The sequence below is a fragment of the Cronobacter sp. 153480017-3 genome (assembly GCF_053627815.1).
The window spans coordinates 564354-583353 of record NZ_JBSEYN010000002.1; the positions used below are offsets into that span (position 1 = coordinate 564354).

Genomic DNA, 19000 nt, shown 5'->3' on the forward strand with positions numbered 1-19000 from the left:
GTGAGAACATGGATAAATTACTCGAACGTTTCCTGCAATATGTCACTATGGATACCCAGTCACGGGCCGGGGTGAAGCATGTTCCCAGCACCGAAAGCCAGTGGAAGCTGTTAAACCTGCTGAAGAACCAGATGGAAGAACTGGGCATGGTTAACGTGTCGCTGAGCGAACACGGCACGTTGATGGGCACGCTGCCCGCCAACGTGAATAAACCCGTCCCGCCCATCGGATTCATTTCTCATGTCGATACCTCGCCAGATTTCACCGCCAAAAACGTGAACCCGCAAATCGTTGAAAACTACCGCGGCGGGGATATCGCGCTCGGCACCGGCGAAGAGATCCTTTCACCGGTGATGTTTCCGGTGCTCCATCAGTTGCTCGGCCACACGCTTATCACCACTGACGGCAAAACGCTGTTAGGCGCGGATGACAAAGCGGGTGTCGCAGAGATCATGACCGCCATGGCGACGCTCTCGCAGAAAAACATTCCCCACGGCGATATTCGCGTGGCCTTTACGCCGGATGAAGAGGTGGGCAAGGGGGCGAAGTATTTTGACGTTGAAGCGTTTGATGCGCGCTGGGCGTACACCATGGACGGCAGCGGTATCGGCGAGCTGGAGTATGAGAATTTCAACGCGGCCTCGGTGACCATCAAAATTGTTGGCAACAACGTGCACCCCGGCAGCGCCAAAGGCGTGATGGTGAACGCGCTGTCGCTCGCCGCGCGCATTCACGCGCTGGTGCCTGCCGACGAAAGCCCGGAGTGCACCGAAGGGTACGAGGGGTTTTACCATCTGCACACCATGAAAGGCTCGGTGGATCGTGCCGAGATGCATTACATCATCCGCGATTTCGACCGCGAGAATTTCGAAGCGCGCAAACGCCGTATGATGGATATCGCGAAACAGGTCGGTAAGGGGCTGCACCCGGATTGTTATATTGAGCTTGCCATCGAGGACAGCTATTACAATATGAGCGAGAAGGTGGCGGAGCATCCGCATATCATCGAGATTGCGCGTCAGGCGATTGTCGATTGCGGCATGGAGCCGCAGTTAAAGCCGATTCGCGGCGGCACCGACGGCGCGCAGCTGTCGTTTATGGGACTGCCGTGCCCGAACATCTTCACCGGCGGGTACAATTATCACGGCAAACATGAGTTTGCGACGCTGGAAGGGATGGAAAAAGCGGTGCAGGTGATTGTGCGTATCGCCGAATTAACCGCACAGCGGGAGGCGTAAAGGCGCAAAAGGCGTAAAAGAGGCGGGTGCGCTGCGCTTACCCGCCCTACAAATTCAGGGATCATTTATGTAGGGTGGGTAAGCGGAGCGCACCCACCATTGACATCAAATCCATCGCGTTATGTCGTAGGGTGGGTAAGCGAAGCGCACCCACCATTCACATCAAACCCTTCACGTTATGTCGTAGGGTGGGTAAGCGAAGCGCATCCACCATTCACATCAAACCCTTCACGTTATGTCGTAGGGTGGGTAAGCGGAGCGCACCCACCGTAATACCCGCGATAACCGACGCCTTACTCCGCAAAATACCAGTACCCGCTGTTTACCAGCGCGGCCAGCATTGCCAGGAATGACGGGTCTTCCAGCGCCTCGCCGAACATCGCCTCATTCAGCACCACTTCATTGGCCAGCTGATGCAGCGCCGGGCGGTGCGGCGTATCTATCTTCTCGCCGTTCACAAAGACGTCCTCGCCGATACGCAATACGCGCAAACCGCCGAGACGTACCAGCGTATCACCCTGTTTCAGCGCATCGTAAATTTCATCCGGCTGGTACGGCGGCTCCGGCGGCGACACATCCAGCTCGTGACGCGACTGGGTGATAAACTCACCAAACCACTCATTGAAATTATCCGGGTCGCGGATCAGATCCAGCATCATGTCGCGCAGCTTTTCGACTTCCGCAGGCACAATGTCTGCCGGACATTCGCGTGCGGGCACATCCGGATCGCTGTAACGATGGCTGCCGAGCTCACGCTGCAACACATAATCGGCGAACCCGCTGATAAGCTCGCGACCGCTCGGTGCGCGAAAGCCTACGGAATAGTTCATCGAGTTTTCCAGCGAATAGCCTTCGTGCGGGAATCCCGGCGGAATATAGAGAATATCGCCCGGCTCCAGCTCTTCGTCGATCAGCGCTTCAAACGGCGCGACCTGCAGCAGATCCGGGTGCGGGCAGTGCTGTTTCATCGGCACTTTTTCGCCCACGCGCCAGCGGCGACGGCCAACGCCCTGGATAATAAACACATCGTATTGATCAAGATGCGGGCCAACGCCGCCACCCGGCACCGAAAAGGAGATCATCAGATCGTCAATACGCCAGTCCGGCAGGGCGCGGAACGGGCGCATCAGCGCGGCGCTCGGCTCGTGCCAGTTATTAACCGCCTGTACCAGCAGCGACCAGTTGGTTTCGCCTAAATGATCGTAGCTCTGGAACGGGCCGTGGCTCACGTCCCATTTGCCGTCCTGATGACTGACCAGGCGGCTGTCCACCTCGTTCTCCATCGCAAGACCGGCCAGTTCGTCCGGGGAGAGCGGGTCGACAAAATTCTTAATGCCGCGCTTTAACACCACCGGGCGTTTTTGCCAGTAGCGTTCAATGAAATCGGGCCAGTTTATCTCTACGTGGTAGTCCATATTGTATTCCGCAGGCTCTGAAGATGAGTCGGATTATAACGGACGCGCGTCACTCTGCGTGGTTGTCTGACAGGTTTTTTCGAAGCGTTGCGGAAGATTCGCCCACCGGCGGCTGCTGACGGGCGAAAATCACTTCCATGCGGGCGCCGCCAAGCGCGCTGGTGCTGGTAAGGATCTGCCCGTTATATTGCTCCACCACTTCACGGGCGACCGACAGCCCAACGCCCTGGCCTGGGCGCAGCGTATCGGCCCGCTGACCGCGATCAAACACCAGCGCGCGTTTGCTTTCAGGAATACCAGGCCCGTCATCTTCCACCACCAGGTGCAGCGTGTCATCCGCCACCCGCGCGGTCACTTCGACAAACTCCAGGCAATATTTACAGGCGTTATCCAGCACGTTGCCCATCACTTCAAGAAAATCGTTTTTCTCGCCGATAAAGACAATTTCCGGCGAGATATCGAGCGTGATGCTGACGCCTTTGCGCTGGTAGACCTTATTCAGCGCGGAAGTGAGATTATCGAGTAATGACGCCACCGGGTGCAGTTCGCGGCTCAGCAACATATTGCCGCTGCGCATACTGGCGCGATGCAGATAGTAGCCTATCTGCTGTGAAATACGGCTGATCTGCTCCAGCATCACCGGCTCGGCCTGTTCCACATCCGTTTTGCCGGTGCGCAACGATCGCAGCGTGCTCTGGAGCACCGACAGCGGCGTTTTCAGGCTGTGGGTGAGATCGGTGAGCGTTGTGCGGTATTTCTCGTAGCGCTCGCGCTCGCTTTTCAGCAGCCGGTTGAGATTATGCACAAGGCTTGTCAGTTCGCGGGTGGTGTAGGGGTTCAGTTGTTCACGATGGTGCTCTTCCAGTTCGCGCACTTCGCGCGCCAGCGCTTCTATGGGGCGCAGGCTCCACCAGGCGGCGAGCCACAGGAGCGGGATCACCAGCAGCAGATTCGCCGCCAGCACATAGATAAACCAGTTCCAGACGCTCCATGAGCTTTTCAGCTCGTCAGGAATGGTGTCTACCACCACGACCGTCAGCGCGGGCATATTGGTGGTCGCCGGATAGACATTGACCGCGACCGAGTGCGTGGTTTCGTCGTTTTTATCCGGGTCGTAATCATTAAGCCGCTTTTGCAGCGCCCGGTTTGCGCCCAGCAGCAGGCGCGAATCGCTAAAGCGCGTCTCCAGCTCGTGAAAACCGTTCGCGTTGAGCCACTCGGGGCGAATCGCTTTCATCAGGCGCGGCACATCGCGCTGCGACCAGAGGAGTTTGCCTTTTTCGTTATAGATAAAGGTCAGCGTCGGGCTCTGCCTGTCGATATGGTCGGGGATCTCAACGGTCAGTTTGCCGTTTTCGAAACGGGCAAGGGTATAGAAGAGATTGCTCTCACCGCGCAGCAGTCTGAAGGTGGTTTTATCGAAACTGACGCTGTAACCCACCAGCGCCACCACGCCGTAGGCGAGCGACAGCACCAGCACCACCGCCGCGGTCGCGAGTAAAAAGCGTACCCGCAGCGAGAGCGGGAGAAAGTGGCGCAGGACGTTTTTTTTCATTTAGCGTAGATCGAACCGGTAACCCTGGCCGCGCACTGTCGTGATCGCTTCGCCCGGGTATTCCGCCTGGATTTTTTTACGCAGACGGCCCATCAGCACGTCAATGGTGTGGCTTTCGCGAAGCTCCGCATCCGGGTAGAGCTGAAGCATCAGCGAATCTTTGCTAACGACCTTGCCCGCGTTGCGGATAAGCGTCTCCATAATGGTGTATTCGAAGGCGGTCAGGCGGATCAGATTGTCGTTGATGGTCACTTCCCGGCGCGAGAGATCCACCACGAACGGCGGCATAGAGATCACCTGCGAAGCGAGCCCGCTGTTGCGGCGCAAAAGCGCCTGCATTCTCGCCACCACTTCTTCGATGTGAAACGGCTTGGTGACGTAATCATCGGCACCGGCGCCCAGCACTTCGACTTTATCCTGCCAGCCCTCACGGGCGGTGAGTACAAGAACAGGCAGCGTGATCTCACTGGCGCGCCAGCGACGGATCAGGCTCAGCCCGTCTTCATCCGGCAGACCCAGGTCGACAATCGCCACGTCCGGCAGGTGTTCATTCAGGTAATAATCTGCTTCTTTGGCATCTTCCGCCGCATCCACCTGATGGCCAAGCTCCGAGAGCTGCACTTTCAGGTGATGCCGCAGTAAGGCGTTATCCTCGACGACCAGCACGCGCATCCGGGGTCCCCTTATCCATCAAATATATAAATAGTTTAACGCCAATTATTACTGAAAGGGCATAAACATTGGATAAACCAGCGAGGCATCAACAGGCGGGCGGAAAAGGCGAGGGGAGAAGGCAGCGCGCCACCCGCAGGTGACGCGCAGAGGCTTATTTCAGGTCATCAACCATCTGGATGGCGCGGCCGATGTAATTGGCCGGCGTCATCGCTTTCAGACGGGTTTTTTCGTCTTCCGGCAGTTCGAGGCTGTCGATGAACTGTTTCATGCCTTCGGCGTCGACGCGTTTACCGCGGGTCAGCTCTTTGAGCTTTTCATACGGTTTCTCAATGCCGTAGCGGCGCATCACGGTCTGAATCGGCTCGGCCAGTACTTCCCAGTTGTTGTCGAGCTCAGCCAGCAGGCGATCGCGGTTCACTTCCAGCTTGCTCACGCCTTTCAGCGTCGACTGATACGCGATGAGCGAATAACCGACGCCGACGCCCAGGTTACGCAGAACGGTGGAGTCGGTCAGGTCACGCTGCCAGCGGGAGACCGGCAGTTTGCTCGCCAGATGTTGCAGCACGGCGTTCGCAAGCCCGAGGTTGCCTTCGGAGTTTTCGAAGTCAATCGGGTTGACCTTGTGCGGCATGGTGGAAGAGCCGATTTCGCCAGCGATGGTTTTCTGTTTGAAATGGTTCAGCGCAATGTAACCCCAGACGTCACGGTCGAAGTCGATAAGGATGGTATTAAAGCGCGCCATGCAGTCAAACAGCTCAGCGATATAGTCGTGCGGCTCAATCTGGGTGGTGTACGGGTTCCACTGGATGCCGAGCGAGGTCACAAACTCCTCGCTGAACTGGTGCCAGTCCACTTCCGGGTACGCAGCGATGTGGGCGTTATAGTTACCCACCGCGCCGTTGATTTTACCGAGGATCTCGACCTGCTGGAGCTGACGGTACTGGCGCTCCATACGGTACGCGACGTTCGCCATCTCTTTGCCCATGGTGGACGGCGTGGCTGGCTGGCCGTGCGTGCGGGAGAGCAGCGGGATATCACGGTACTGGTGCGCCAGATCTTTCACTGCGTCAATAATGTTGCGCCAGAACGGCAGGATCACCTCTTCGCGCGCGGTGGAGAGCATCAGCGCGTGGGAGAGGTTGTTGATGTCCTCTGACGTACAGGCGAAGTGGATAAACTCAGACACCGCGTGCAGCGCCGGAACGTCAGCCACCTTTTCCTTCAGGAAATACTCAACCGCTTTGACGTCGTGGTTGGTGGTGCGCTCGATGGTCTTAATGCGCGCCGCGTCTTCTTCGCTAAAGCCTGCGACAATCGCATCGAGGAAATCGTTTGCGTTTTTGTCAAAAGCAGGAACTTCCTTGATCGCTGCGTGTGCGGCCAGCTTTTGCAGCCAGCGTACTTCAACCTGTACGCGGAATTTCAGCAGGCCAAATTCGCTGAAAATGGCGCGCAGCGCGCTGACTTTGTCGCCGTAGCGTCCATCAACGGGGGAAACGGCGGTCAGTGAGGATAATTCCATCAGTCACTCCTGAGAGGTTAACATTGAGCAAGAATTTGTTTCGCCTGGGTGGTCAGACGATTACGGGAAAACATCAGTTGCAGGCGTCCGCCGCCGACCTGCTGCCAGAGCACCGCGGCGCGGATACCGGCGAGCAGCGTGGCGCGAACTTTCGCCTGGATCTGCGGGCTTTGCAGCACGTTGGGCGAGCCGTTGACCTGAATACGCGGGCCGAGCGGGCTAATCACATCCACATAAATGCCGGCCATCGCGTTCATCAGCGTATCGGATTCCAGCTCGAAATGCTCAAGCTGGCGGCTTAAATCCGCGATGCGATTGCCAAGCGTATTCATCGCGCCTTTGCTGGCGGCAAGTTTACGCTCCAGCACCATCAGGCTCAGTGTGTAGCGCGTCAGTTCTGCACCCAGGCCCTGACGGCTGCTGGTGTTCAGCATGCCAAGCAGCGTCTCCAGGCCGATTTTCAGCCCGGCTTCGCGGCCGCCGAAAACGTCAAGCGTCGACGCCGGGTTCTGATCAATCACGCTGTTAAGCGAGACGCGCAGGGCCTCGCTGTCACACGTGCCCTCATGCGCGAGCGACTGAACCAGACGTGCCGACTGGCAAATGCCCGCCAGCGCAAGGGTGATGTCGTAGAAGTTCTTTGCCACACAGACTCCTTTTTATCGCGGCTGTTCATTCATGGCCGCGCACGCGGCATCAGGCTTAAACCGGCAGCGGCAGGCGCTGTTCGATAATACCGCCGCCAAGACACACTTCGCCCCGATAAAACACGGCGGATTGTCCCGGCGTGACCGCGGCGACCGGCTCGTCAAACACCACTTCGATGCGATCGTCATCCAGCGGACGGACGGTGCAGGGAATATCGGCCTGACGGTAGCGCGTTTTCACGGTGCAGGTAAACGGCGCGGTGACCGGCTCGCGATCGACCCAGTGCAGTTGCTGTGCGATAAGACCGACTGACATCAGGCGCGGATGATCGTGGCCCTGAGCGACAATCAGAATATTGTTTTCGACGTCTTTATCCACTACGTACCACGGCTCTTCGCCGCCGTCTTTGGTGCCGCCGATGCCAAGCCCTTTGCGCTGGCCGAGCGTGTGATACATCAGCCCCTGGTGCTCGCCGATGGTATCGCCGTCAACGGTCACGATTTTACCCGGCTGGGCTGGCAGATAGCGGCCCAGGAATTCGCGAAACTTACGCTCGCCGATAAAGCAGATGCCGGTGGAATCTTTTTTCTTTGCCGTCACCAGATCTAACTCTTCGGCAATGCGGCGCACTTCCGGTTTTTCCAGCTCGCCGACCGGGAACAGGCTTTGGGCGACCTGATCGTGGCCGAGCGTATAGAGGAAGTAGCTCTGGTCTTTATTGCCATCAAGCCCGCGCAGCAGGCGGCTTTTGCCGTCCACATCGGCGCGACGCACATAGTGGCCGGTCGCGATATAATCCGCGCCGAGATCTTCGGCCGCGAATTCGAGAAAGGCTTTAAATTTGATCTCTTTATTGCAGAGGATATCCGGGTTTGGCGTGCGTCCGGCTTTATATTCCGCCAGGAAATGCTCAAACACGTTATCCCAGTATTCCGCCGCGAAGTTCACGGTATGCAGCTCAATGCCGAGCTTATCGCACACCGCCTGGGCGTCTGCGAGGTCGGATGCGGCCGTGCAATAATCCTCGCCGTCATCCTCTTCCCAGTTCTTCATAAAGAGACCTTCCACCTGATAGCCCTGCTGTTGCAGTAACCATGCGGAAACGGAGGAATCGACGCCGCCGGACATGCCGACGATGACTTTTTTCTGGCTGTTATCAGACATTGCACCACTCACGACTTAAAACAAAGGCGGCGTATTCTAGCACGCGCTGGCGGCGCAAACACCCCCTGAGCGCGCCGGGTTTGCCTACGGGCGTGAAGAAAAGGGCTTAACGGCAAGAATTGCGATGCGCGGGTGCGTATAAAAACAGGGGGAAAAGAGGCGGGGGCGCATCGGCCCCCGCGAGTGGGATCAGGCGTAACTTTCCTGAAGACTAAACTGCTCGACGGTCTGCGCCAGCTGCTGCGCCTGCTCTTCGAGCGAGCTGGCCGCTGCCGCCATCTGCTGCACCAGCGCGGCGTTCTGCTGCGTCACGCCGTCCATTTCGTTCACGGCGATCGTCACCTGGCTGATGCCTTTCGACTGCTCATCCGAAGCGCTGACAATCTCCCCGATAATGGTCTGCACGGAATGCACCGCCTGGGTCATCTCCTGCATGGTTTTGCCGGCGTCGTTCACCAGTTGTACGCCGCTCGCCACGCGCTGGCCCGACTCTTCAATCAGCGCCGCAATCTCTTTCACCGCGTTGGCGCTGCGCTGCGCCAGGCTTCGGACTTCGCTTGCCACCACCGCGAAGCCGCGGCCCTGTTCACCCGCGCGCGCCGCCTCTACCGCCGCGTTGAGCGCCAGGATATTGGTCTGGAACGCGATACTGTTAATCATCGTGGTGATATCGCTGATTTTCTTCGAGCTGTCGTCGATCTGCGCCATCGTCTGTACCACCTGGCCGACCAGCGTTTCGCCGCGGCTGGCGATTTGCGTGGCGTTGGCGGTCAGTTCCGTCGCGTGATGCGCGTTGGCGGCGTTGTGTTTTACGGTCGCGCTGATCTGCTCCATGCTGGCGGCGGTCTGCTCCAGCGCGGCTGCCTGTTCTTCGGTGCGCGACGAAAGGTTAATGTTGCCGCTGACGATTTCGCCCGCGCCCTGACGCACGGAGTCGCTTGCCTCTTTAATCTGCCCGACAATGCCGCGCAGCTGCGCCTGCATAGTGTGAAGGGCGTAGAACAGGCTGCCGCGATCGCCCGGTTTAACGTCAATCGCGTTATCGAGCTTGCCATCGGCCACTGCCAGCGCAATGGTCGCGGCTTCCAGCGGCTCACCGCCGAGAGGCCGGAGCACTTTGCGGCTAAAGACGATACCGAGCAGCGCGCTCACCAGCAGAATGCTCACCACCATAAGAATAATGGCGTTCATTAACTGGCGGTTCGCGGCGGCCATCACCTGGCTTACCGGTGCCACAATGCCGAGATACCATTTATCCGTGCTATTACCGATGGTGACAGGCTGCCAGGTGACCAGCGCTTTTTCGCCAAGGATCGGATCGTCCTGCTCAACCACGTTGCTGGTGAAACCCGCGGTATCGCCAGGGAACGGTTTGCTGGTTAGCTTTTTATCCGGGTAGGAGACGATTTTGCCTGCCGTTGAAAGCAGCATGGCATAACCGACGCCTTCCCAGGGTTTGATCTGATTCACTTTTTGCTGAAGCGACGCCAGCGAAATATCGGATGTCACCACGCCCTTAAGCTGACCGTCGGAGACAATCGGGGCCGCCACCGAGGTCAGCAGCGTCGGCACGCCGTTATAGGCGTAGCTGTAGGGTTCAATCAGCGTATCTTTCTGGGTTTTCTGCGGGATCAGGTAGTAGTCGCCCTGGCCTGGCGTCAGGTAGGAGAGCAGGGGGTGAAACTGGTAATTACCCGACTGACCGTGGTCGACGAAAAAGGCGTAACGGCCTTTCGGCGCCTGGCCGGGTTTGCCGTCAAACTCGGCGTCGCGACCGTCAAAGGCGTTTTCTTCAAAGATGACGGAAATCGAGAGGTAATTTGGGTTATCGCGCAGCGCGCCTTCGAGCAGTTGATCGGCGACTTTACGGTCGGTGATGCCGGCGCGGGGCAGGGACGCCATGCTGTGGCCAAGATTATGCGCCACATCGCGCGCGTAGTTGAGTTCCTGCTGAATTTTCAGCGCTTCGCTCTGGGCAATCTGGCGTAAATAGCTCTCCGCCAGGGATTTTTGTTCGTTGCTGGATTGCCAGCTCAGCACGCCGATGGTGACGACAAACCCCAGCGTGATGGTTAATGCGCCCGTCAGCAGCATCTGTGCGCGGGTGCTCATCTTTTTATGAACGGATTGTCTGGCCATCACGGCTCCTCAGGATCAACCACGAAAAATCATTACTTTCCCTTCGCTACGAGCCTCCTGGTCAATCTCTTATCGGCGTCGATTTTTTGTTCTTTAATGGCATAAAAAGCGAAATGACTGGTGGAAAAACGGGCGATTTAGCAGTTGTCTGGCGGAGTAAATGGCGAGGTGGTAGCCAGAATGGCAGATAGTGCTGAGTGTAGCGGATGGCGGCAGCAGGTTAAGCTGCCGTTAAAAGTTTCAGTGCGAAACAAATAGTGCGGTGAAGTTAACGCTGCGGCCAGTTAAACGCGCCAATCAGCGAGAGCGGATAACGCTCGCCGCGCTGCCAGGTGCGAATGCTTTCGGCCACCAGCGGAGAGCGCAGGTTGGTCGCCGAAAGAATTTCCTCAGCGCTCACCCAGCGGCAGAGGTCGATATCACTGTCGTGCGGTTCGGTCGGCAGCGGCGCGTCGAGCTCAATACTGAACAGAAAGCGCAAAAACGGCGTGTTGTCAGGTGCCAGCCACTGGTGCAGACGCAGAAAATGCTGCGGTTCGGCGCGGATGCCGGTCTCTTCCCACAGTTCGCGGCGCGCGGCTTCCACCAGCGTTTCGTCGGCTTCGAGATGGCCGGCAGGCTGGTTCCAGAGCGCTTTGCCATTAATGGTCTCTTCCACGACCAGGAATTTGCCCTGCGCGTGTACCACGCAGGCGACGGTGACATGGGGTTTGAACATCCGGTTCTCCTTATTTGAGCGGAACGTCTCGCCACTGGCCGCAGGCCAGAGAATCAAGAGTATAGTCGCCCATCGCGTAACGAATCAGCCGGAGCGTCGGGAAGCCCACGTGTGCCGTCATGCGCCGCACCTGACGGTTACGCCCTTCATAGAGCGTGATTTTAAGCCAGCTGGTGGGAATCGATTTACGCTCGCGAATAGGCGGATTGCGCGGCCACAGCCAGGCGGGCTCTTCAACGCGCTCAACGCCCGCCGGAAGCGTTGGGCCGTCGTTCAGCGTCACGCCGGTGCGCAACTGCGCCAGCGCCGCTTCCGTCGGCTCGCCTTCCACCTGCACAAAATAGATTTTGCCGGTGCGTTTGCCGGGCTGGGTCAGTTTAGCCTGTAACGCGCCGTCGTTGGTCAGCACCAGTAACCCTTCGCTGTCGCGATCGAGACGGCCCGCGGCATAGACGCCCGCCACCGGAATAAAATCCTTCAGCGTCTGGCGGCCTGCCTCGTCGGTAAACTGCGGCAGCACATCATAAGGTTTATTAAAGAGGATCAGCCGTTTCGGGCCTTCGGGTTTGCGGCGCTTAGGGGAATGTTGTGAGCTGAATCGCTCAAGCCGGTGATTTCTATAAGAAGTTTTCTGCATACTATTTTCAGGCTTTATCAATTGCCGCATTATACCCTATTCATAAGGGCGTGGCATGGGGCAGAACATTCAGGTAGTATTATCACGCCTATTACAAATCATTAACATAATGAGTCACAACCAGAAGCGCTCGAAGGAGAGGTGAATGGAAAGCAAAGTAGTAGTTCCGGCGGAAGGTGCAAAGATCACAGCGCAAAACGGCAAGCTGAATGTCCCCCACAACCCGATCATCCCGTTCATTGAAGGCGATGGTATCGGTGTGGACGTGACGCCGGCGATGCTGAAAGTGGTCGATGCCGCGGTTGAGAAAGCCTACAAAGGCGAGCGTAAAATTTCCTGGATGGAAATTTACACCGGTGAGAAATCTACCCAGCTTTACGGCCAGGATGTCTGGCTGCCCCAGGAAACCCTGGATCTGATTCGTGAATATCGCGTTGCCATCAAAGGCCCGCTGACCACCCCGGTTGGCGGCGGTATTCGCTCCCTCAACGTCGCCCTGCGCCAGGAGCTGGACCTTTACGTCTGCCTGCGCCCGGTACGTTACTACCAGGGCACCCCAAGCCCGGTTAAACACCCGGAACTGACCGACATGGTTATCTTCCGTGAAAACTCTGAAGACATTTACGCCGGTATCGAGTGGAAAGCCGACTCCGCTGACGCTGAGAAAGTGATCAAATTCCTGCGCGAAGAGATGGGCGTGAAGAAAATCCGCTTCCCGGAACATTGCGGCATCGGCATCAAGCCGTGTTCTGAAGAAGGCACCAAACGCCTGGTGCGCGCGGCGATTGAATACGCCATCACCAACGATCGCGAATCCGTGACCCTGGTGCACAAAGGCAACATCATGAAATTCACCGAAGGCGCGTTTAAAGACTGGGGCTACCAGCTGGCGCGTGAAGAGTTCGGCGGCGAGCTTATCGACGGCGGCCCGTGGGTGAAAATCAAGAACCCGAACAACGGCAAAGAGATCGTTGTGAAAGACGTTATCGCCGACGCCTTCCTGCAGCAGATCCTGCTGCGTCCGGCGGAATATGACGTTATCGCCTGTATGAACCTGAATGGCGACTACATTTCTGACGCCCTGGCGGCGCAGGTTGGCGGCATCGGCATCGCGCCGGGCGCGAACATCGGTGACGAGTGCGCGCTGTTTGAAGCGACCCACGGCACCGCGCCGAAATACGCAGGCCAGGACAAAGTGAACCCGGGCTCTATCATTCTCTCAGCTGAGATGATGCTGCGTCATATGGGATGGTTCGAAGCCGCTGACCTTATCGTTAAAGGTATGGAAGGCGCTATCAACAACAAGACCGTGACCTATGACTTCGAACGCCTGATGGAAGGCGCTAAACTGCTGAAGTGCTCAGAGTTTGGCGACGCGATTATCGCGAACATGTAATCCAGATGCTGGGTTAGGCAAAAACGGGAACCAGTTGGTTCCCGTTTTTTTATGTCTGCAAATGCTTCCTCAAAATTTCCTCATTTAGCATGATCGAATAATCGCGTGTATTTCTTCTAAAGAAAAAGAGAGTGCTGCCGTTAAATATTAATTATACGGCCCCCCGCCCGCTGTTCATAAAACACACAATTTAATGTAGCGTAATAAGGATTTTACTATCATGAATTATTCTGTTATTGGTACAGGCACTATTAAAGCTGCGGTACTCTCTACAACGTTACTATTAGCTGGCTGTAGTAATTTATTTCCTAAACCTGCCCTGTATGTTCCCCCGGCGAATACATCCGATGTTGCGAGAATTCGCTTGATGGGCGCGCCTATGAGCTATGCCCTGTATCAGACAGATAGCGAGGGTAAAACAACCGGAGGCTGGGTTCAGGAGCATAGCGCTTACGTCAATATCCTTCTTGGAAATACCCGGGATCTGGGATTCCCCAAACTGAAGAATAAAGATTATAGCGATACTTATTTCGAAACGTACCTGCTTCCGGATCGTGAAACAACGATCCATCACTCTTTATACGGGGGATGCTCGGTTGTTCTGAATATCACGCCAAAGAAAAAGGCATTATATGAGATTCGTTACAGCTATGGAGATAAAACAGGTTACTGCGTCATTTATGCCAAAGAAATAAAATACGACGCTGATATGGGCATTTATTACGAGGATGACGTAGAGTGAAAGTGAAATATTTTCTTTTGCTGATAATCACTACAATCGTGCTGACTGGCTGTGCTGCCAATGTGGATAGAACACGTGCCTCCGATTTAGCTAATTATTCCGAGAAAGACATCCGTACGAGTATCGTTGTGGGTAAATCCACTAAAAAAGATGTCCTGCTTTTACTTGGTACACCTGCTATTCCAAAAGAGTTTAAAACCGCCAGCCACTGGATTTATGCCTCAAAAGTCGTGGATCGCCGTCTCTATTTCTTTATTCCCATATTCAGGGACAGAGATCAGTTTCTGCTGTTGGAATTCAATAACAACGGTGTAGTGAGTAAATTTCAATACACCGAGAAGTAATTCACAGGCAGGCGTAAGGCCTGCCATATCTTCTTGACGGAGTATGTCACCTTCCACTGCGCTTGCTCAGCAATAGCGTAACGCTCCAGTAAGTAAGCCCGCGCATTCATCTGTTCCCTTTAAAAACGTCTCACACCCGTCTACCGTCATGACATATGCCTGGGGTCTGGCAGCTTACGTTTAAAGGACGCTTCAGAAAGGCTATTCGTCTTGCAACGATGGCATAAACGACGCCAGGTTTTTGCCGCTGAGGCGAGCCGCTTCAAAGTAGAATGATAGCTTGCCGAAAGTTTGCCTGATTCTTCCCGCTGTCTGAAAACCGTTACCGGAGGTGCAACATGCTGATGTACACGACGATAGGGACAAACCACCTGGATCGTATGACGGCGTTTTATGATGCCATCTTTGACGTACTGGGAGTCCCACGGATCCCCTCATGGACCGAAGGCTGGGCGACGTGGGGAGAGCCATTGGGTGAGGGCTTCAGTTTTTGCATCTGTCCGCCGTTTAACAACAAACCGGCAACGGCCGGGAACGGCACGATGTTTTCCTTCAAAGCCAGCAGCGCGGAAGCGGTGAGAGAATTCCATGCGGCAGGCCTGCGCCATGGCGGAAGTGATGAAGGAAAGCCCGGCATCAGAGAGATGTATGGGCCGGATTTTTACGTGGCCTATCCTCGTGACCCTGATGGACATAAGCTGGCGTGCGTTTGTTATCCGTTCCACCCGGAAAAGGATAAACCCGCGCAACAGTGAATGTGGCGCTACGGCAAGAATAGCGGGCGGCAAAATGTCTTTTCCCTCAGCCAGCCTGAGCGGCAAACTTTGTCAGCGTTATGCCCGGTCTTAACATTCACCGTTGCCGGGCAACAGAAAGGGGGTTATGCATTACTCAGAAAATGTTTAAGACCATCAATAAAAGCCCGTACCCGAACAGGAAGATGCCTTCGGTTAGGGTAAATGGCATGGATGGCAACATTTTCGCCCTGCGCTTCGGGCAGCACGTGGATAAGGCGGCCTTGCTGGATATCGTTTTGCACCATGAACGACGGTAAAAAACCAATACCCAGCCCCATTAGCGCGGCAGTGCGAATGGCATCTCCACTGTCAAACCTGACGTAATTGCGACCGTTCAGCGCGAGCTGCCCTTGCCTGGTATCAATTAAATTCCATGCCGTCGTGGCTGCCCCAAGCCCATAAACCAGGCGGCGATGGTTTTTCAGCTCAGCAAGCGAGGTCGGCATTCCCCATTCCTGCAGATAATCCGGCGACGCTATAAGCTGTGGCGTTGTCCGGTCTATCACCTGCGTAATGTATTGATAACTCGTGACGCCGCTGCCGACACGAAGCGCAAGATCGAAACCTTCTTCGACAAGATCCACGACCCGATCGCTAAAACTAACCTCAATACTTACATCTGGCGAGCGGTGTAAAAATTCACGAATAAACGGCAGCACGATCATTTTGCCGTAACCTTCTGAGACGGTCAGTCGGAGGATGCCTTTTGCCAGCCGCGGGTTCTGGCGGATGCTGGATTCGGCGTCTGCTAAATCTTCCAGAATCTGACAGCAGCGATGATAAAACGCGTGGCCCTCCGCCGTGAGAGACAAACTGCGGGTGGTCCGCTGAAAAAGCCGTGTCTCCAGGTAAGCTTCTAAACGTGCCAACGCTTTGCCCGCCGCAGAACGCGTTAGTCCCATTGCCTTACCGCCCGCCACGAAACTCCCGGCTTCCGCCACCGCAACAAAGATACGCAGCGTATGAATGTCCAGCCCGGCCCCGGTTGTGTTTCCCGAAGCGATTTTTCTGCCTGTCATTGGGGAGCCTTTTTCGTCAATAGAGTAAATACAATCCCATTGTAGAAATTAAACAACAGAGGTTTCAATCATGCTCCCGAACAATGCCCAGGAGATCCTGGATAAATGGATCGATGTCGCCGGTCCCGTGGTAGAGAAACTGTATGGCCAGTCAGAAGCGGGCTGGCCTGAGGTGCGCGCTCACTATATGCAGGGACTTGAAAAAATCTTTCCTGCTATTGAAGGGGTGTCTTACCGCACCGTTACGTTAGGCAACATACCGGCGATGCTCAGTGAGCCGCAGAAACAGACAGAGAACCGCGTGGTGCTTTACCTTCACGGCGGCGGTTATGTCCATGGCGGCGTTACCGCATACCGCGGGCTTACGGGCCGCATCGCTGCGGCGCTGCACGCGCGGGTTTATACGCCGGACTACCGCCAGGCGCCTGAATTTCCCTTCCCGACGCCCATTGACGATGCCTTTCGCGCGTATTGCGCCTTGCTTGATAGCGGCATCCCGCCTGAAAACCTCGTACTGGTGGGCGATTCAGCAGGGGGCGCGATGGTGGTGACGATAATGCGCAAGGCGCGTGACGCGGGGCTTCCGCTGCCAGCGGGCGGGGTGGCCATCTCACCCTGGGCCGATCTTACCCATCGCGGTTTATCTGCGATGACACGTGACGGGATCGATCCGCTCTGTCGCGTCGATTTTCTTAATGCACTGGCACGATGTTTTCTCGCCGGCGAGCTGCCCACTCATCCTGATGCTTCCCCCGTTTACGCAAATGTTCACGGGCTTGCGCCGATCCTCATCCAGATCGGAGAGAACGAGGTCATGCTGAGTGGTGCCTTAACGCTTGCTTCAAATCTGGGGGAGGCACGCGTGCGCACCACGCTTGAAGTCTGGCCAGGGATGTTCCATGTCTGGCATCTTCTGGCGGGTAACCTGCCGCAAGCCGATCGGGCGTTGCGTAACGCGATTCGTTTTCTTGAGGATGCTTTTATTAATGCGAGGGACGCGGCGAAATAAGATGAATAATATGGATATGTCAAAAATGCGCTGAGTATGCGTCTCCAGGCCGTACGAGCCATAAAAACCGTGGCGTAAGGCCAGAAAAAGCGGAGCGAGCGCCGGAAAGAGAAAAGGGCTGAAGCGTCAGCCCTTTGTGTTCATGGTTACGCGTTAAGCGGTTTCAGAACCCAGGCGTGCGGGTCTGTTTGCTGTCCATAAACGTGATGCGTGCCTGGCTCCAGGAAGGATCGGAGAGTTCGAGCGCGGTATTCGCCAGTTTCAGCGTGGCCTGGTTCCTGTCATTGCTACAGGCATCGCTCGCCATTTTTCCAGGATTCTTACACCACACCATGGGCGTAGTGTAGGTGCCGTTAGACTGAGGCCCATATTTTTCCAGAGCTGCCTTTTCCATGGCCGTTTTATTATCCGTTGACCATGGCAGTTTGTAGGTAATCATGGATACCACGAGAGGGTGCGCCGGATCTACCGGTACGCGGCCTTCAAAGTGTACTGAAAGCTCCACGCCATCTTTTTCATAGCCGACATACTGTGGCTGCTTATTACCGGTTACGGCATTCATCATCGGGAATTTATCGACGTTCAGCGCGGAGGCTGGCACATGGAAATGTTCCGTGATCGCTTTCACGGCCTGGTCGTAATCCATCCCCGTTTTGACACCGGCGACATCAAAAGTGGTCACATCAACGGCGCGAAGAGTGTCAGCCTGTGCAAGCGGGGCGGCCAGCATTGAAAATACAATAAGGGATGAGCAGCGTTTTAGCATGGCGAACTCCTGTTCTTTATAAAAATCCCTGCGTATTTACTGACGCAGGGATAACGGCGGAATGACGAACCTTACGCGAACTATTAATAAGATGAAAATATTCCATGCCGGAACGCCCCCCTTAATTTGGGGGGGCGGCGATATTACGACTGGGGTTCCTGCTGTTGAATTTTACAATACCGCGCGCCCGGTAATGCAAGATCCAGCAGCAGGGCGTCTGCAACTTTTAGCCCGCTCCACTGATTAACCTGCATTTTTATTTTATTCGCGATGACGGCCTTTGAGCCGTGGTTTGACTATTTATAACAGCGTATTTTTTACAGCAGCCTGACCGACTGATTCAGCCAGTCTGGCAAATTTTGCCGGTACCAGTTGAGATATAAGGGGAGCGACGCTTTTTGTCGCTCATAGAGCAGTATGACCACCTCGGTAACAATCCAGGCTTTAGCGATGGCGATTTCGCGCGCGAGTTCACTCACCGGGTAATGAGATGAGAAGCGGCAGTAACGCCCGGCCATCTCAACAAACGCCTGCGGCGTGCCCATGCCTTTAATCAGCGGTGCGAGGTCAATCGCCGGGCTTGCGCGCCCGAATCGTTCCCAGTCAAACAGCACTCGCTCACCATTCTCTCTTCTGCCCCAGTTGCCCGCATTGCTGTCGCCAGAAATCAGGCCGGGTTTATCAAACAGCACAGCGCTGTGGCGGTGAAAAGTGCGTAACTGCCTGGCGGCTTGCACAGGAAGTGCCAGGCGGCTGAGTGCATTTTCAAGCGCCGCACCTGACCAGCCATGCGGGTGATAATGCCAGCCGGGATGAGCCGGATAACCGTGCAGGCGCGCCAGTATCGCAAGTAATGCGGTCGTCTGCCACGTCGTCCTGGTCAATGGCGTGTGGTATATATTCAAGCGTCAGCTTGCGCTGCTCAGCATCGGCAGCGAATAACGTTGGGGTCAGGATACCGGCATCAGCAAGTTCACGTGCCACATCCTGATAGAAAGCGTATTCAACGGCTCCCACCGGGCATTTTTCAATTACCGCGCGGCCTGTTTTATCCGCCGTGAGCGTCACGCGGGCACTACCCATTTGGGAGAGATCGGCAGACATGCGTTTTTCCTGAAGCATATGCCCGTAAATAATCTCTTTTTTAACATGAAAATAGTGCCAGTGGGATGAGATGCGTCTTATGCAGTCCTGAAACCGAGCGCGGCGCGGCGTA

Annotated in this window: 17 protein-coding genes and 1 pseudogene; 6 read left to right on the forward strand and 12 right to left on the reverse strand. The window is 55.8% G+C overall.

Going from position 1 to position 19000, the window contains the following annotated elements:
* Nucleotides 1-8 precede the first annotated feature (8 nt).
* Complete coding sequence (gene pepT, locus ACUW6V_RS07085) at nt 9-1238, forward strand: peptidase T (protein ID WP_076727052.1); 1230 nt, start codon at nt 9-11, stop codon at nt 1236-1238.
* A 293-nt stretch (nt 1239-1531) separates the two neighbouring features.
* Here the strand turns inward: pepT and ACUW6V_RS07090 are convergent, their stop codons facing one another.
* From ACUW6V_RS07090 to rluE, 9 genes are all read right to left on the reverse strand, one after another.
* The gene (locus ACUW6V_RS07090) at nt 1532-2653 is read right to left on the reverse strand and encodes a ribosomal protein uL16 3-hydroxylase (RefSeq protein WP_088277710.1); all 1122 of its coding nucleotides are present in this window, start codon (nt 2651-2653) and stop codon (nt 1532-1534) included.
* A gap of 49 nt (nt 2654-2702) precedes the next feature.
* Nucleotides 2703-4208 carry a two-component system sensor histidine kinase PhoQ gene (gene phoQ / locus ACUW6V_RS07095; protein ID WP_014729120.1) on the reverse strand — a complete coding sequence of 502 codons (1506 nt, stop codon included), beginning with the start codon at nt 4206-4208 and terminating at the stop codon, nt 2703-2705.
* Nucleotides 4209-4880, reverse strand: coding sequence for a two-component system response regulator PhoP (phoP, locus tag ACUW6V_RS07100; RefSeq protein ID WP_004387968.1), 672 nt, complete (start codon nt 4878-4880; stop codon nt 4209-4211).
* A gap of 154 nt (nt 4881-5034) precedes the next feature.
* A complete protein-coding gene (gene purB / locus ACUW6V_RS07105) occupies nt 5035-6405 on the reverse strand; it encodes an adenylosuccinate lyase (RefSeq protein ID WP_007901069.1) in 1371 nt (456 codons plus the stop codon).
* 17 nt (nt 6406-6422) lie between these two features.
* On the reverse strand, nt 6423-7052 hold the full coding sequence (hflD, locus tag ACUW6V_RS07110) for a high frequency lysogenization protein HflD (protein WP_085045525.1): 630 nt from the start codon (nt 7050-7052) through the stop codon (nt 6423-6425).
* A 55-nt stretch (nt 7053-7107) separates the two neighbouring features.
* The gene (mnmA, locus tag ACUW6V_RS07115; RefSeq protein WP_014729118.1) at nt 7108-8217 is read right to left on the reverse strand and encodes a tRNA 2-thiouridine(34) synthase MnmA; all 1110 of its coding nucleotides are present in this window, start codon (nt 8215-8217) and stop codon (nt 7108-7110) included.
* 189 nt (nt 8218-8406) lie between these two features.
* Nucleotides 8407-10356, reverse strand: coding sequence for a methyl-accepting chemotaxis protein (locus ACUW6V_RS07120; RefSeq protein WP_454038170.1), 1950 nt, complete (start codon nt 10354-10356; stop codon nt 8407-8409).
* A 268-nt stretch (nt 10357-10624) separates the two neighbouring features.
* Nucleotides 10625-11074, reverse strand: a complete 450-nt coding sequence (locus tag ACUW6V_RS07125) for an NUDIX hydrolase (RefSeq protein WP_004387964.1) — start codon at nt 11072-11074, stop codon at nt 10625-10627.
* 10 nt (nt 11075-11084) lie between these two features.
* Entirely contained in the window at nt 11085-11741 is a 657-nt protein-coding gene (gene rluE / locus ACUW6V_RS07130; RefSeq protein WP_105595972.1) for a 23S rRNA pseudouridine(2457) synthase RluE, read from the reverse strand.
* A gap of 115 nt (nt 11742-11856) precedes the next feature.
* Here rluE and icd point away from each other — a divergent pair, with 115 nt between their 5' ends.
* The 4 genes from icd to ACUW6V_RS07150 all read left to right on the forward strand — a co-directional run bounded on the left by icd (nt 11857) and on the right by ACUW6V_RS07150 (nt 14948).
* On the forward strand, nt 11857-13107 hold the full coding sequence (gene icd / locus ACUW6V_RS07135) for an NADP-dependent isocitrate dehydrogenase (protein WP_007849342.1): 1251 nt from the start codon (nt 11857-11859) through the stop codon (nt 13105-13107).
* Nucleotides 13108-13327: 220 nt separating this feature from the next.
* Nucleotides 13328-13849 carry a hypothetical protein gene (locus ACUW6V_RS07140; RefSeq protein ID WP_225805783.1) on the forward strand — a complete coding sequence of 174 codons (522 nt, stop codon included), beginning with the start codon at nt 13328-13330 and terminating at the stop codon, nt 13847-13849.
* Complete coding sequence (gene bamE / locus ACUW6V_RS07145; RefSeq protein ID WP_032989906.1) at nt 13846-14193, forward strand: outer membrane protein assembly factor BamE domain-containing protein; 348 nt, start codon at nt 13846-13848, stop codon at nt 14191-14193. Before ACUW6V_RS07140 ends, bamE begins: the two co-directional genes overlap by 4 nt.
* A 338-nt stretch (nt 14194-14531) precedes the next feature.
* On the forward strand, nt 14532-14948 hold the full coding sequence (locus ACUW6V_RS07150; RefSeq protein WP_454038171.1) for a VOC family protein: 417 nt from the start codon (nt 14532-14534) through the stop codon (nt 14946-14948).
* A 125-nt stretch (nt 14949-15073) separates the two neighbouring features.
* On the opposite strand, the gene ACUW6V_RS07155 is transcribed toward ACUW6V_RS07150, so the two are convergent.
* Nucleotides 15074-16009 carry a LysR family transcriptional regulator gene (locus tag ACUW6V_RS07155; RefSeq protein WP_012125048.1) on the reverse strand — a complete coding sequence of 312 codons (936 nt, stop codon included), beginning with the start codon at nt 16007-16009 and terminating at the stop codon, nt 15074-15076.
* Between the two features lie 70 nt (nt 16010-16079).
* Here ACUW6V_RS07155 and ACUW6V_RS07160 point away from each other — a divergent pair, with 70 nt between their 5' ends.
* Nucleotides 16080-17018: an alpha/beta hydrolase gene (locus ACUW6V_RS07160; protein WP_454038172.1), complete on the forward strand. Its 939-nt coding sequence runs from the start codon at nt 16080-16082 to the stop codon at nt 17016-17018.
* Between the two features lie 163 nt (nt 17019-17181).
* Here ACUW6V_RS07160 and ACUW6V_RS07165 read toward each other — a convergent pair whose 3' ends face one another.
* Both ACUW6V_RS07165 and ACUW6V_RS07170 read right to left on the reverse strand, forming a co-directional pair.
* Nucleotides 17182-17784: a hypothetical protein gene (locus ACUW6V_RS07165; RefSeq protein WP_105618771.1), complete on the reverse strand. Its 603-nt coding sequence runs from the start codon at nt 17782-17784 to the stop codon at nt 17182-17184.
* A gap of 317 nt (nt 17785-18101) precedes the next feature.
* Nucleotides 18102-18906 (reverse strand): annotated as a pseudogene (locus ACUW6V_RS07170) (phosphotransferase).
* Between the last annotated feature and the right edge of the window lie 94 nt (nt 18907-19000).